The organism is Micromonospora luteifusca (assembly GCF_016907275.1).
GTDB lineage: Bacteria > Actinomycetota > Actinomycetes > Mycobacteriales > Micromonosporaceae > Micromonospora > Micromonospora luteifusca.
Map to the genome: position 1 here is coordinate 948,807 of NZ_JAFBBP010000001.1, position 13,043 is coordinate 961,849.

Here is a 13,043-nt window from a genome sequence, read left to right on the forward strand (position 1 = left end):
GTCGGAATACTCGCTGTGGACCCGCGACCAAGAGAGGATCTGCCCCCGTGCTGCGCGAGTTCGGCATCGGCCTGGTCGCTTACTCCCCGCTCGGCCGGGGCTTCCTCACCGACGCCCTGCGCACCCCCGGCCGACGTCGAGAAGCTCGACGACAGCGACTTCCGCAAGAACAACGCCGATTCACCGGCGAGAACTTCCAGCGCAAGGTCCGCCTCGCCGACCAGGTGCAGGCGGTCGCCGAGCAGGCTGGCGCCACCTCGGGACAGGTCGGCTGGCATGGCTGCTCGCCAAGGGCAACGACATAGTGCCCATCCCCGGCACCAAGCGGGTCAGCAGGGTGGAGGAGAACGCCGCCTCGGACGCCGCCGCGGGATGTCACAGCCTGCTGCGCCGCCTTCACACGAGTGTCAGGACATCAGGCCGAGCTGCGCCATGATGCCCGCCAGGTCGGGGTGGATACTGAGTTCCACGAACCGCCCATCCTTCACCCGAGCGAGTTACGCTACCAGCCGTATGCTGACGTATCCGCGGAGCGACTCAGCCCCCGGTCAGCCTGATGCCGCGCTCAGGGTGGCAGACCTGCGCAGGGGGACAGCGCCGCATCCATGCGGATACGGCGCTGTCTTCTTGCGATCGGCTAGCTGATCTTCTTGCGGTAGATCGCCGTCGCGGCGGCGTAGGCGACCACGAGCAGGCCGGCGCACCAGACGAGGGCGGTCCAGATGTCGTTGCCGACGGGTTGCTGCGCGAACAGCGCACGGAGAGTATTCACGATGGACGTTACCGGCTGGTTCTCGGCGAACCACGCGACCGGGCCAGGCATCGAGTCGGTGGGGACGAACGCCGAGCTGATGAAGGGCAGAAAGATCAGCGGGTAGCTGAAGGCGCTCGCGCCGTCGATGGTCTTGGCGGACAGGCCCGCTATCACGGCGATCCAGGTGAGGGCGAGGGTGAACAGGATCAGGATGCCGGCGACGGCGAGCCAGTCGGCCACGGATGAGCCGGTGCGGAACCCCATGATCAGCGCGACGCCTGTGACGATCACAATCGAGGCCAGGTTGGCGACGAGTGAGGTCAGGACATGCGCCCACAGCACGGACGGTCGTGGGATCGGCATCGACTGGAAGCGTTCGAAGATGCCGCCCTGCATGTCGAGGAACAGGCGGTACGCCGTATAGGCGATGCCGCTTGCGATAGTGATGAGCAGGATGCCGGGGAGCATGTAGTTGATGTACGACTCGTCGGTTCCGGTGTTGATGGCTCCGCCCAGCACGTACACGAAGAGCAGCATCAGCGCGATCGGGGTGACCGCCGTGGTGATGATGGTGTCCGGGCTGCGGAGGATGTGACGCAGCGAGCGGCCGGTGAGGGTTGCGGTGTCGCTGAGGACGTGGGCGGTCATCGGGATTCCCTTCCTGCGGGCACGGCTGCCCCGTCGGCGGTGTCACCGGTGTCGGCGACGAGGGCGAGGAAGACGTCCTCGAGGGTCGGCTGCTTCTCGACGTACTCGACCTTGGAGGACGGGATGAGTTGTTTCAGCTCGGCGAGAGTGCCGTTCTGAATGATCGTGCCCTTGTGCAGGATCGCGATCCGGTCGGCGAGCTGCTCTGCCTCGTCGAGGTACTGGGTGGTCAGCAGGATGGTTGTGCCCTCCTTGGCGAGCTGCCTTACCGCCTGCCAGACCTCGATGCGGGCCTGCGGGTCGAGGCCGGTGGTCGGCTCGTCGAGGAACACGATCGGCGGGTTCCCGACAAGACTCATCGCGATGTCCAGCCGCCGGCGCATGCCGCCCGAGTACGTCGCCGCCCGGCGATTCCCAGCATCAGTGAGCGAGAAACGGGCGAGCATGTCGTCGGCGATCGCACCCGGATTCTCCAGATGGCGGAGCTTCGCGACCAAGACCAGATTCTCCCGGCCGGTGAGCACTTCGTCGACCGCGGCGAACTGGCCGGTAAGGCTGATCGACTTCCGTACGTCGCCCGGGGCCGAGGAGACGTCGAAGCCGTGGACTGTCGCGGTGCCGGTGTTCGCCTTCAGCAACGTCGACAGGATCCGCACCAGCGTGGTCTTTCCGGCGCCGTTCGAGCCCAGCAGAGCGAAGATGCTCCCGGCTGCAACGTCGAAGTCGACGCCCCGCAACACGTGCAGGTCCTTGTAGGACTTCGTGATGGCCTGCACCCTGATCGCGGGTTCGCGCGTGTTGGTGGTCATGCGCTCTTCTCCTCGCCGTTGTCGCCAGCGGCGGCGTCGATCGCTTTCCGGAGGCGCACGCGTTCCTTGTCTATCCACTGCTTGCCGGAGTACGCCTGCAGGAACGTTTCGGCGAACTCGACCGGGTCGTCGCCGACAATCGCGCGGACCGGCGTTCCGTCGGCGACCGCACGCTCCCAGAGCTCGACGAAGTCGCCGAGCATCGTGATGAGCGTGTCGCCGTCGAGGATCCCTCCTTGGTACATGAAGTACCGCTGAAGAGCCTCGGCCGCGTTGCGATAGGGCTGCGGCAGGGCCTCGATCCGGGCCATGTGGTGCTTGTACTGCCTCTTTTGATCAAGTGACCCGACGAGCGTCTCGATCCACTTCGCGGCCATGCTCATGCTCCTTCGTTGTGTTGGTTGTCGTTGTGGTGGAGTTGCTCGATGCGTTCCGCGAGGACGCTCCACGTCCTCCAGAACTCGGCGAGTTGCTCTCGCCCCTTCGCGTTGAGCGAATACACCTTCCGCGGAGGCCCTTTCGCGGAGGGGACCTTCTCCACGTCCACGAATCCGCGCTGCTCGACGCGGACGAGCAGCGCGTAGATAGTGCCTTCCGCGATGTCCGAAAATCCGCGGTCGCGCAGCCACGCGGTGATCTCATAGCCGTATGCGGACCTGCGGGCCAGGATCGCCAGGACGATGCCTTCGAGAGTGCCCTTCAGCATCTCTGTCATCTGGTTGCCCATGCCATCATCCCCTCGCTACCAAGCGACGCTACTACCGGTAGACCGTAACACTAGGTACCGGTAGATAGCAACGCTGAATACCGAGGTGCGCCCGGACCACCTGAACGACGGTGCGGGTTCGGGGGCGAAGGCCCACTGTGATCAGACAGAGCGCGAGCAGAGCAAGTGCACTTTTCTGACCGTTTCATGACAAACCTCTCTTCGATAGTGCGCAGCGGCTTCGGTCCCACCTGGTTCTGGGGTTGCGGACGCGACTACGGCAGGGCGAGCTCATAGCGGCGCGTTCGACCGGAAGGGCGGAAACCGAGGTGCTCGCGGACCGCGAGCAGGTGGGTGTCGCCCTCGTCGGTGAAGGTCTCGATCTCGTCAACGTGCGGATGGACCTCACGCAGTCGTTGGATGAGGGCGGCGTTGACCCAGACGCCCAGCCGCCGTCCGCGATGGTCGGGGAGCACCGCCGGCCCGTACTGACGCGCGCGGTTCGGGGAGAGCGCGCCGACGACCGCTACCGCGTAGGCCGCCAGGTCGCCGTCCGTCTCGGCGGCGGTCAAGACAGTGTCACCGGTGCGGCTCGGACTTTGGCGCAATTCCTCGACACGGCGCATGGCCGGAAGAATCCCGGTCCGGTGTATTAGTCGGTATCCGGAAGGCTCTGCGTCGACCATCTCGCCCAGCCAGGCCCAGTGAACATCGCAGTAGGTGAGGAGGTCGAGGCGCTTGGATCTGGCGTGCCGGAACCCGTGCCGCAGACAGAACGCCTCCCCCGGCGCGCCCGCGGCCACGTCCGCGAACAGGCGAGGCTCGGCGGTGTGCGCCCGGACTGTGGCCAGGAGCCGTGAGCCGATGCCACGACGCCGCCACTCCGGTTCCACGTACAAGGTCAGCTCGGGGACACCCGGCCGGGTGGCGGCAGTCGGAGGCGGCAGGAGGTCGTGCCAGAACGGGATGATCGACCGCAGGGCGGCCAACCCGGCCACGGAGCCGCCTGGCACCACAGCCTGCCACCGCGAGACCCCGGGGCGATCCGGCACCGCCACGATGTCGCTTAACGTTTCGCTCACGGAACCTACGATCGCCGCACCCGAGGTGCGCAACAACGCCAAAGATCGAACCGCCGGTTAAGTCGCGGGTTATCGATCGACGCCCTGCCCTGCCTGCACCTCGACCGTGGCCCGGATCACGGTCGGGAGACGCGCCTTCGTCACCGCCTTACACTTCGGTGTTGCGCGGGCCTGCGACGGGATTCGGACGCCCTGCAACCGGAGGGAGCTGGCTCGGTGGAGCTGCGTGACATCGAGATCTTCCTGACCCTGGCCGGGGAGCTCCACTTCGGACGGACGGCCGAGCGACTCCGAGTGTCTCAGGCGCGAGTCAGTCAGTCGATCAAACAGCAGGAACGCAGGATCGGCGCAGCCCTGTTCGAGCGGACCAGCCGCACCGTGCGGCTCACCCCGCTCGGCGAGCGGCTTCGCGACCGACTCGACGCGGGCTACCGCGAGATCATGGCCGGCATCGAGGAGGCTACCGCCGCCGCGCGCGGGCAGATCGGCACGCTGACCATTGGCACGATGGGTCCCCATCACCAGGAAATGCAGGCCGTCCTTGACCTGTTCCGACAGCGACATCCGCAGTGCACGTTGCGTACCCGTGAGATCCTTCCCACCGACCCGCTCGGTCCACTGCGCGCCGGCCGGGTCGACGTCGGGATACTCTGGCTACCGGTCCGCGAACCCGACCTCACCGTCGGGCCGCATCTGTACAGCGAGCGCCTGGTGCTGGCCGTCGGCTCCGATCATCCGCTGGCCGATCGGGACCGGGTCGCGATGGAGGAGCTCGGCGACCACCCGGTAGTGGGTCCCGAGGGGCCGATTCCGGGCTACGTGTGGGAGGCGCACACGCCATCCGTGACACCCGCCGGCCGGCCCATCCGATGTGGAATCACCGTGGACACCCTCGAAGAGGCATTCACGGCGATCAGTGCCGGCCTGATCATCTCCCCCATCGGGCCCCATGTGGCCGCCTCCCGGGTGCGCCCGGACATCACGTTCGTGCCCGTTGTCGACGGACCGGTCCTGCGGTATGCGCCAGTGTGGCGCAGCGCCAGCGAAACCGGGCTGATCCGCGCCTTCGTCGAAGCCGCCAGGGACGCGCAGAACACCCCGTAGCAAGAGCAGGAGACGGTTAACACCCCACCGCGGAGCACTCCGCGGGAACCAGGACGCCGCACCCACTCTGACCTGCGGCAACGTGGAGCCGCAGACAGAGGTGGGTGCAGTTGAGCGCCGTTCGACGCCGTTGGGCGCAGTTCAAGGCCGTTCAGGGCACCCCGCTGCTCCCAACCTGCTCCCCCTAAACCGGGCTAACACTGGGCCGCCGACCGCCGACCGATCGTGAGCTGCCGGCCCAGTGCCTGGGTTGGCACCAGCGCTGGTCCCCGCAGCCGAATCAGTCGATCGGGGAGCACGCCCACGATCAGCCGCCGCTTTGCCAGCGACAGATCAGGATGTCGGCGACGACAAGCCCAGAGTCGCGTCGGCACATGTACGGCTGGGATGATCGTGGCCAGGCGGTGGGAGTCGCAGTGACGGCTACGTCGCATCGTGGAGTAGCGCCGGTTCGTTGGCGGTCTATCCCGGTACGTTCGATCCGTCCACCCCAGGGCACCGCGACCTGGTGGACCGTGCTCGGGTGATGTTCGACCGGGTCATCGTGTTGCTGGCGGTGAACGCCGACAAACAATCGACCACCGAGGCCACGACCACGGCCGCACTCGTGCGCGACGCCGTACCGGCGGCCTGGGGCAATATCGAGGTGGCAACCTGGACCTGCCTGATCACTGCCTACTGCTCGCGCCGCGGTGCCACGGTCATCGTCCGCGGCGTGCGCACGGCCGCGGACCTTCGCTACGAGCACCAGCTCGCCGCGATGAACGAGCAACTCGGCATGCAGACCGTCTGGTTCCCGCCCCGTCCGGACCTGGCTGCCATCTCGTCCACGGCCGCAGGCGCATACCGCTCGGCGCAGTCGGCCCATTCAACGCCACAGACCCCACAGGAAGGTCCCGAAGCCGAGGATGTTCGACGGAGCGCGCGTTGAAGGCGTTGTCGCGGCCGGGGTCGCGGCGCCGAGGCTCCAGCGGGGTGCTGGGGCCTCGGCGCCCTTCGCCTTGCTCGACATAGCGGGGGACGCTACAGCCTGCGGGTGTTCGGCCGCTGGAGCGATCTCGGCCGATCAGGCCTGCAGGCGTACACGGCGGCGCCGTGCGACGAGCACCAGCGCGATGCCGACCGCGACGGCGACCGCAGCCGCGCCGACGAACAGCATGGTGTTGTCGCCGGTGACCGGCAGGCCCGGGCCGGCGCTCGACGACGCGGACGCAGACGGCGACGCCGACGGCGACGCTGATGCTGACGGTGACGCCGATGCCGACGGCGACGCCGACGGCGAGGCCGACGCCGACGGCGATGCCGACGGCGAGACGCTCGGCGAGCTCACGGCGACCTTCTTCGCCGGCACGAAGACGCGCGGCTCGTCACTGTCGTCGGCGCGCACCTGCGCCAGAGTGTGGTCGTCCTCGCCGTTCTCGCCGGCCAGGATCTTCCAGCCCGCCGGGGCGGTGAAGGTCAGCAGGACGTCGCCGGCTGGGAGGTGGGCGAAACGGAACAGGCCCTTGGCGTCCGTGATGGCCTCGGCGTACTTCGTCTTGCCGCCGGCACTGGTGGCGACGACCTTGACACCCGAGACGCCAGACGTCCGGGGCGTCCACTCGGCGCCATAGGACTCACCCTGGAAGACGTAGCCGCCGAGATCGTCGAAGACGCCCGCCACCAGCAGCCGCACGCTGGTGATGTTGTCGGCGTCGTTGGCCTCTCCGTTGTCGGCGGCAAGCGAGAAGGCAACGAATCCGTAGCCGGACTGCCACGCCACGTGGTTGGTCTTGCCGGTGATCCGAACGGTCTTGGTGGCGCCGGCGGCGAGCCTGCCCTGGCCCGGCAGATGATCGCAACCGCACCACCGGCGAGCTGGCTTTCTACCTGTGCTGGTCACCGCGTCCGATGCCACTGCACACCCTGGTCCGGGTGGCTGGCTCCCGCTGGAGCATCGAGGAGTTGTTCCAGACCGGCAAAGGCCAGGTCGGCCTGGACCACTACCAGGTCCGCAGCTGGACCGGCTGGCACCGGTTCGTCACCCTGGCCATGCTCGCCCCGGCCGTCCTGACCATTCTCGCCGCCACCGCGCAGCAGCCCGACGCTGCCCCGACGATCATCGCGTTGACCGTCGCCGAGATCCGCCGCCTCCTCAACGCCTTCGTCCTCGCCGCGTCGCTACCGCCAGAGCACACGCTGCGCTGGTCGATCTGGCGTCGAACATCCCAAGCCCGAGCCCGACGGTCCAACTACCAGCGCAGACAGGCGATCTGACGTTGGAGTACTAAAAGCCATAGTCGAACCCTGCGGCTACATTTTGGACCAGCACAGGGATGGCACCTGGCACCGTGTCGGCGAAGGGCTACTTCGCGCCGGTGAGTGCCTGCCGCATCCGGTTGATCTCTGCGCCCTGCTCGACGACGACGCTGCTGGCCGTCTCGTTGACGATGACGTCGACACCGAGCGCCAGCACCTCGCCCGCCATGTCGATCGCGCCCTGATGGTGCTCGACCATCATGTCGACGAACATCCGGTCGAACTCGTCGGCTCGGGCGGCGGTGAGGAGTTCCAGCGCCTCCGCCGTCTGCATGCCGGCCATGCTGTGCTGGTGGCCGCCGCCGGAGTTCCGGTCCAAGCCCCGGTCCGTCAACCAGGTCTCCAGCGTCTTGATCTCCGGTTCCTGCGCCGCCAGGATCCGGTCGGCAATGATCTTGAGTTGCGGGTTCGCTGCCCGGTCCGCCGCCAGTCGGGCCATCACGAGCGCCTGCTCGTGATGCGGAATCATCATCGTGACGAACCGGATGTCGGCGTTGTTGTACGTCGGACGCGGCGCGGGGGACTTCTCGTTCGCCCGGACGGTCTTCGCCGGCTCGCCGGGCGCCGCGGGCATCAGCACCGGCGCGGTCGCGTCCGGCAGACCGGGCAGGTCGAGAGATGCCTGGGGGCTGGCCGTCGCGGCCGATTCCGGGCGGCCCTCGGGCCACCAGACGACCACCGCCGCCCCGACGGTCAGCACGGCGAGCACCGCCAGCTCGACGAGGACAATCGCCCGCGAGCGTCCCAAAAGCGCTCGGATCCGTACACTTAGCACAAATCGACTCCCGCCATCTGACCGAGGTTGGCCGGGATGTTAGCGCGAGCCTGACCTGCACGGGAAGATCACGGCAGCGAAAAGGTTCTACTAGCCCCACCTGCGGTTATTCGTGCCGCCTCATGCCCACCAGTTTAACGCAACCGTGATCAGAGGCCCGTGCAATTTGTGAGCTGGGTCACAATCTTGGCGCCGGACACCGGGTTATCGTCCCGTTACTGTGCCGACCCGATGAACGAGGGGTGTCCACAATGCTAAGACGAACTCCACAAGAGAGCCGGTGGCTGGCCATCGGTCTGGCCGCCACGGGCGCCCTTCTCCTCACGGCCGTCGTGGCCGCGGCGCCGGCGAGCGGCGCCGCCGATTCCAGCGGCAGCACAGACATCTGCGAATCGTTTGAGGCCGCCGGCGACAACTTCGCCGAGTACTGCATCACCGAGGAGGCGGCCAACGACGTGGCTGCCGCGAACACCACTCCGGGCGTCGACGAGATCGCCAGCAGCCCCAACATCCGGCAGATCGCCAACATCCCCAAGTTCGGCGGGTTCGCCAGCGAGGGGGCGTATAACTCGGACCTGGCCTTCCAGGGCAACTACGTCTTCGCCGGCAACTACGAGGGCTTCAACGTTCTCGACGTCAGCAACCCCAGCTCGCCTCAGGTGGTTAGCCAGGTAGTCTGCTCCGGCTCGCAGGGCGACCCGTCGGTCATGGGCAACCTGCTGTTCCTCGCGGTGGACGCGCCCCGCAGCAACGACTCGTGCAACAGCACGAGCGGCTCCTCCGCACAGCAGAGCTCGTGGGAGGGCGTCCGGATCTTCGACATCAGCGACAAGGCGAATCCGCGGTACGTCAAGTCGGTCCGGACCGACTGCGGTTCGCACACCCAGACGCTGGTGCCGAGCAAGGACGGAAAGAGCGTCTACGTCTACGTCCAGTCGTATGGCCCGTCGAGCGGCGCCTTCTACTGCAAGCCGCCGCACGACAAGATCTCGATCATCAAGGTGCCGGTGGACAACCCGGCCAGCGCTTCAGTGGTCGCCACCCCGATTCTCTTCCCGGGAACCAACGGCGCCGGCTCCACCAGCGGCTGCCACGACATCACCGCCTACCCGGAGCTGGACCTGGCCGCCGGCGCCTGTATGGGTGACGGCGTCTTGTTCGACATCTCCGACCGGGAGAACCCGGTGATCCTCAGCCAGGTCCGGGACACGAACTTCGCGTTCTGGCACTCGGCCACCTTCAACAACGCCGGCACCAAGGTCGTCTTCACCGACGAGCTCGGCGGTGGCAGCAGCGCGATCTGCACCAGCACCTACCGGGCCAACCAGGGCGCGGACGCGATCTACGACATCGTGGGTTCCGGTGCCGACCGCGAGCTGGTCTTCAAGAGCTACTTCAAGATCCCACGGTTGAACACGACCCTGGAGAACTGCGTCGCGCACAACGGCTCGCTGATCCCCGCCATGGGCCGCGACGTCATGGTCCAGGCCTGGTACCAGGGCGGCATTTCGGTAATCGACTTCACCGACTCGGCCAACCCGGTCGAGATCGCCTACTGGGAGCGGGGCCCGCTCTCCGACACCCGCCGCATCCTCGGTGGGGCGTGGTCGGCGTACTACCACAACGGCTACATCTACTCGAACGATATCCAGAAGGGCTTCGACGTCCTCAAGTTGGACGACCCGCGAACGAACAACGCCCGGGCGGTCGCCTTCGTCGAGCTGAACGTGCAGACGCAGCCCAGCTACCCGGCCTGCACCAGCGTCCTGCGCAACCGCCAGAACGGCGGACTCACCGTCACGTCCGGCATCACCTGCCTGGACGGTGCGACCGTCAACGGCAGGATCAAGGTCGCTCCGGGCGCCGGGCTAATCGCCTTCAACTCGACCCTCAACGGCTCGGTCACCGCAACCGACGCCTCGGTAGTGTCGATCGTGGAAAGCCGTGTGAACGGCTCGGTGCACGCCCTTGGTGGCACCGTGCGGGACAGCAAGGTCAACGGTTCCGTGACGACGAGCTAAAGCACGGCCCGTCAACAGCATGACGGCTCCGGCCCGGCGGATCTCCGCCGGGCCGGAGCCCGTCTCCGAGGCGACGCCGTCACCGCCGTTACCCGGCCTGCGTCAGCGTTCTCGAGGGCGGTGAGCCCACCGTCATCGCCAACGCGGGCGCGGCGGGCGGGCCGCGATGTCCTGCACCGCGCAGCCCATGTACCCGCGTCGTCTTGGTCGGTGCCGAACTCGGCGTCCGCCAGGCGGGGCCCGACCGACGTGACGTAGCCGACGACCACCGCGCCGCGCACCGGCGTACTGGCAAATCCGCCGACCGACTCCAACCATCCACATCCGCCGCCTCACCAGACCAGCCATCCGACAACAGACCGTGACCGGGTCCGCGTTCGCAACCGGGCACTCGCACCAACCGAATACGCGATTCCCGCCAGCCGTTCCGAACACCGAGTAGCAACGGATGAACGGGCCCCTGGCCGACGAACTCGTCGGCGACCTCGAACTCGTGCACACCTTCACCGGGCCGATGCCCACCGGCCGGATCTTCGTGAACTTCCCCAAGTGGGGCGACGAGGTGCCCGCCACGGTGGCGGAGCTACGCGACGGCCGCGAGGTGCCCTTCCCGGACCAGGCATGGAACCAGCCCGCCCGGGACGACGACGCCGGCGCCTTCGTCTCGGTGCAGAGCATCGTGGTGGATAGCCCCGACGAGTACGAGACCGCCTGGCACATCCGCCAGAAAAAACCAGCCGAACCAACTATCGCTGCCCCTTCGCCATCCGGCGGCGGGTAACCACCGCTCCATCAAAGCGGGGGAACTCACTGCTACATTCTAACCCACAGCTGGACGCTAAGGTCCAGGCATGAGTTCCGGAAGCGTTGATGGAGCATGCCGGATGATCGGTGCACCAGCAAGCCAGGCCATCGAGCATCCCCCTGACCTCCTCATGATCGAAGCAAGCCGCAGACCCGGCAGGGTCAGAGCCAGGGGTGCACACGTTTGCGAGCGATGCCGCGACGTCTTGGACTGGACTATATCGTCCATGTAGCGTCATGGTCGAACGGAGCGACCGAACTCATCGGGCCAACCACCTGCCGCTACTCGAGGACCGAGCATGCGGGAGTCATCAGCCGCGGAACCGACTGCGGTGGGCGGGCGTCGAGGCCCGACCGAGATTGCGACGTAGTCGACAAAAACCGCGCGACGAATCTGACACCAACTAGACGGGACGACCGCTCACACCAGCACCGCATATGCGGCACGGAACGACAACCCGGCTTCGGCGAAAGGCGGACTTCACCGAGAAGGGAGCAAGAAATGAACTGAAGGCTTAACACCGCCACGCAACCGGGCAGCCGCCCACTGGTCTCAAGCGGCTAGATCGCAACGTGAGTTGTCTTGACTGCCCGCGTGACTCGCGCGGAACACCCTCGGGTGCTTAAAAAGCCGAGCCCTTCCAGGAGCATGCGATGAGTGAGGAGAACTCATGATCGAATCCGAACTGGCGACGCCGGCACACCACGCATCGCAGGTGCGCGTGGTCACGACATCGTCGTGCAGCGCGGCCGTCCCGATCGAGCCTGCAGCTGTCCGCGCTGCTGCGGAGCCCGGTAGCAGGCGGGGCTGGGCGTCCGTCAGTGCGCTCGCGCTCGGCGCGTTCGTCATCGTCATGACGGAGACGCTTCCGGTGGGGCTGCTGCCGCAGATTGCCGACGGACTGGATGTCTCGCTCGGCCTCGCAGGGCTGATGGTGCTCGTGCCGGGTTTCAGCGCCGCGGTGTCAGCGCCGCTGTTCTTCCTCGGTTCCGCCCGCTTCGACCGGCGCTCGGTCATCCTTGTCCTGGGTCTGACGGTGCTTGTGTCGAACGCGGTCGTCGCGGTGGCGCCGAACTTCGTCCTGGTGCTGATCGCCCGCATGCTCTTCGGCGCCACCCTCGGAGCCTTCTGGACCGTGGTCTCACCGGTCGGACCCAAGCTGGTGGGCCGGGCCGGCGGCACTCGCGCCATCACCATCATCGCGGCGGGTATTTCGGGTGGGACGGTGGTGGGGCTGCCTGCGGGACAGTTCCTTGGCAACCTCGTCGGCTGGCGTCTCGCTTTCGCCATTGCGGCGGCGGCGACACTGCTTGTCGTGGTTGCGCAGACGGTCGTGCTGCCGGGTATTCCCCCGGACGGGCGTACGCACCTGCGTGATCTCGTGGGAGTCGTGACGCGTCGGGCCGCCCGGTTTGGGATGGCAGCGGGCGCGGTGGTGTTCATCGGACAGTTCACCGCCTGGACGTACATCACCCCGTTCCTGATGGACCACACACAACTGTCCAGCGGCGTGATCTCCCTGCTCTACGTCATCTACGGCTGCGGTGGCATCGTCGGCTCAATCGTCGCCGGATCGCTGTTCAAGCGCGGAGTGATCGGCAGCTTCGCCGGGGCAGCGACGGTGGTGGCCGCATTACTCATCGGGCTGGCGTGCGCGAGCTCCTTACCCTGGCTGGCTGGCCTGTTGCTCGTGCTGTGGGGCCTGCTCTGGGGAATCGTGAATCCAGGAACGCTGGTCTGGATACTCGACGCCGCCCCGGAAACCCCGGAGGCCGCATCGGCGGTGAATGTGACGAACCTTCAGATAGCCCTGGCGGCAGGGTCTGGCCTCGGCGCGATCCTTGTTTCGTCGACAACCTTGCAGATGGTGTTCCTCACGGCGGGCTTCATTGTCCTTACCGGCGCCGTGCTCGCCGCGGTGGCGGCGCGGTTCGTGACACTCGCCCGGAGGGAATGAGGAGACCGAAACGAGGCGAGGGGTGGCCTGGCACGTAGACGTGCGCACCCCGAAACCTCCAGAAGCGCCGGCATGGTTCAGAAA

13 protein-coding genes and 1 pseudogene are annotated in these 13,043 nt (G+C 67.0%); 7 read left to right on the forward strand and 7 right to left on the reverse strand.

Annotation, left to right across the window (positions count from 1 at the left end):
- Positions 1-47 precede the first annotated feature (47 nt).
- Positions 48-305, forward strand: coding sequence for an aldo/keto reductase (locus tag JOD64_RS32775; RefSeq protein WP_307813218.1), 258 nt, complete (start codon positions 48-50; stop codon positions 303-305).
- 332 nt (positions 306-637) lie between these two features.
- Here JOD64_RS32775 and JOD64_RS03915 read toward each other — a convergent pair whose 3' ends face one another.
- The 5 genes from JOD64_RS03915 to JOD64_RS03935 all read right to left on the reverse strand — a co-directional run bounded on the left by JOD64_RS03915 (position 638) and on the right by JOD64_RS03935 (position 3,999).
- Positions 638-1,402 carry an ABC transporter permease gene (locus tag JOD64_RS03915; RefSeq protein WP_204940953.1) on the reverse strand — a complete coding sequence of 255 codons (765 nt, stop codon included), beginning with the start codon at positions 1,400-1,402 and terminating at the stop codon, positions 638-640.
- Positions 1,399-2,211, reverse strand: coding sequence for an ABC transporter ATP-binding protein (locus tag JOD64_RS03920; protein WP_204940954.1), 813 nt, complete (start codon positions 2,209-2,211; stop codon positions 1,399-1,401). Before JOD64_RS03920 ends, JOD64_RS03915 begins: the two co-directional genes overlap by 4 nt.
- Positions 2,208-2,588 (reverse strand): DUF1048 domain-containing protein, encoded by a 381-nt coding sequence (locus JOD64_RS03925; protein ID WP_204940955.1) that lies wholly within the window; start codon positions 2,586-2,588, stop codon positions 2,208-2,210. The genes JOD64_RS03920 and JOD64_RS03925 overlap by 4 nt, the downstream gene beginning before the upstream one ends.
- 2 nt (positions 2,589-2,590) lie before the next feature.
- Complete coding sequence (locus JOD64_RS03930; RefSeq protein WP_204940956.1) at positions 2,591-2,938, reverse strand: PadR family transcriptional regulator; 348 nt, start codon at positions 2,936-2,938, stop codon at positions 2,591-2,593.
- A 254-nt stretch (positions 2,939-3,192) separates the two neighbouring features.
- The gene (locus tag JOD64_RS03935; RefSeq protein WP_204940957.1) at positions 3,193-3,999 is read right to left on the reverse strand and encodes a GNAT family N-acetyltransferase; all 807 of its coding nucleotides are present in this window, start codon (positions 3,997-3,999) and stop codon (positions 3,193-3,195) included.
- A 216-nt stretch (positions 4,000-4,215) separates the two neighbouring features.
- On the opposite strand from JOD64_RS03935, the gene JOD64_RS03940 reads away from it, so the two are divergent.
- Positions 4,216-5,103, forward strand: coding sequence for a LysR family transcriptional regulator (locus JOD64_RS03940; RefSeq protein WP_204940958.1), 888 nt, complete (start codon positions 4,216-4,218; stop codon positions 5,101-5,103).
- Positions 5,104-5,557: 454 nt separating this feature from the next.
- Positions 5,558-6,034 (forward strand): pantetheine-phosphate adenylyltransferase, encoded by a 477-nt coding sequence (coaD, locus tag JOD64_RS03945; RefSeq protein ID WP_204940959.1) that lies wholly within the window; start codon positions 5,558-5,560, stop codon positions 6,032-6,034.
- A gap of 135 nt (positions 6,035-6,169) precedes the next feature.
- Here coaD and JOD64_RS03950 read toward each other — a convergent pair whose 3' ends face one another.
- Complete coding sequence (locus JOD64_RS03950; protein WP_204940960.1) at positions 6,170-7,000, reverse strand: SdrD B-like domain-containing protein; 831 nt, start codon at positions 6,998-7,000, stop codon at positions 6,170-6,172.
- On the opposite strand from JOD64_RS03950, the pseudogene JOD64_RS03955 reads away from it, so the two are divergent.
- Positions 6,940-7,359, forward strand: a pseudogene (locus tag JOD64_RS03955) (IS701 family transposase); the annotation flags it as partial. The gene JOD64_RS03950 and the pseudogene JOD64_RS03955 overlap by 61 nt on opposite strands.
- A gap of 88 nt (positions 7,360-7,447) precedes the next feature.
- Here JOD64_RS03955 and JOD64_RS03960 read toward each other — a convergent pair.
- Positions 7,448-8,149 carry a DUF305 domain-containing protein gene (locus JOD64_RS03960; protein ID WP_204940961.1) on the reverse strand — a complete coding sequence of 234 codons (702 nt, stop codon included), beginning with the start codon at positions 8,147-8,149 and terminating at the stop codon, positions 7,448-7,450.
- Between the two features lie 278 nt (positions 8,150-8,427).
- Here JOD64_RS03960 and JOD64_RS03965 point away from each other — a divergent pair, with 278 nt between their 5' ends.
- The 3 genes from JOD64_RS03965 to JOD64_RS03975 all read left to right on the forward strand — a co-directional run bounded on the left by JOD64_RS03965 (position 8,428) and on the right by JOD64_RS03975 (position 12,959).
- Positions 8,428-10,197, forward strand: coding sequence for an LVIVD repeat-containing protein (locus JOD64_RS03965; RefSeq protein ID WP_239559389.1), 1,770 nt, complete (start codon positions 8,428-8,430; stop codon positions 10,195-10,197).
- 448 nt (positions 10,198-10,645) lie between these two features.
- Positions 10,646-10,978, forward strand: a complete 333-nt coding sequence (locus JOD64_RS03970; RefSeq protein ID WP_239559391.1) for a hypothetical protein — start codon at positions 10,646-10,648, stop codon at positions 10,976-10,978.
- 694 nt (positions 10,979-11,672) lie between these two features.
- Positions 11,673-12,959, forward strand: coding sequence for an MFS transporter (locus JOD64_RS03975; protein WP_204940962.1), 1,287 nt, complete (start codon positions 11,673-11,675; stop codon positions 12,957-12,959).
- The last annotated feature ends 84 nt before the right edge of the window (positions 12,960-13,043 follow it).

What these genes read in the sequence shown, in the direction of transcription:
- JOD64_RS03965 (WP_239559389.1), top strand. Translation starts at nt 8,428, where the DNA reads ATGCTAAGACGAACTCCACAAGAGAGCCGGTGGCTGGCCATCGGTCTG.
- JOD64_RS03975 (WP_204940962.1), top strand. Translation starts at nt 11,673, where the DNA reads ATGATCGAATCCGAACTGGCGACGCCGGCACACCACGCATCGCAGGTG.
- JOD64_RS03920 (WP_204940954.1), bottom strand. Translation starts at nt 2,211, where the DNA reads ATGACCACCAACACGCGCGAACCCGCGATCAGGGTGCAGGCCATCACG.
- JOD64_RS03970 (WP_239559391.1), top strand. Translation starts at nt 10,646, where the DNA reads ATGAACGGGCCCCTGGCCGACGAACTCGTCGGCGACCTCGAACTCGTG.
- JOD64_RS03930 (WP_204940956.1), bottom strand. Translation starts at nt 2,938, where the DNA reads ATGGGCAACCAGATGACAGAGATGCTGAAGGGCACTCTCGAAGGCATC.
- JOD64_RS03915 (WP_204940953.1), bottom strand. Translation starts at nt 1,402, where the DNA reads ATGACCGCCCACGTCCTCAGCGACACCGCAACCCTCACCGGCCGCTCG.
- JOD64_RS03925 (WP_204940955.1), bottom strand. Translation starts at nt 2,588, where the DNA reads ATGGCCGCGAAGTGGATCGAGACGCTCGTCGGGTCACTTGATCAAAAG.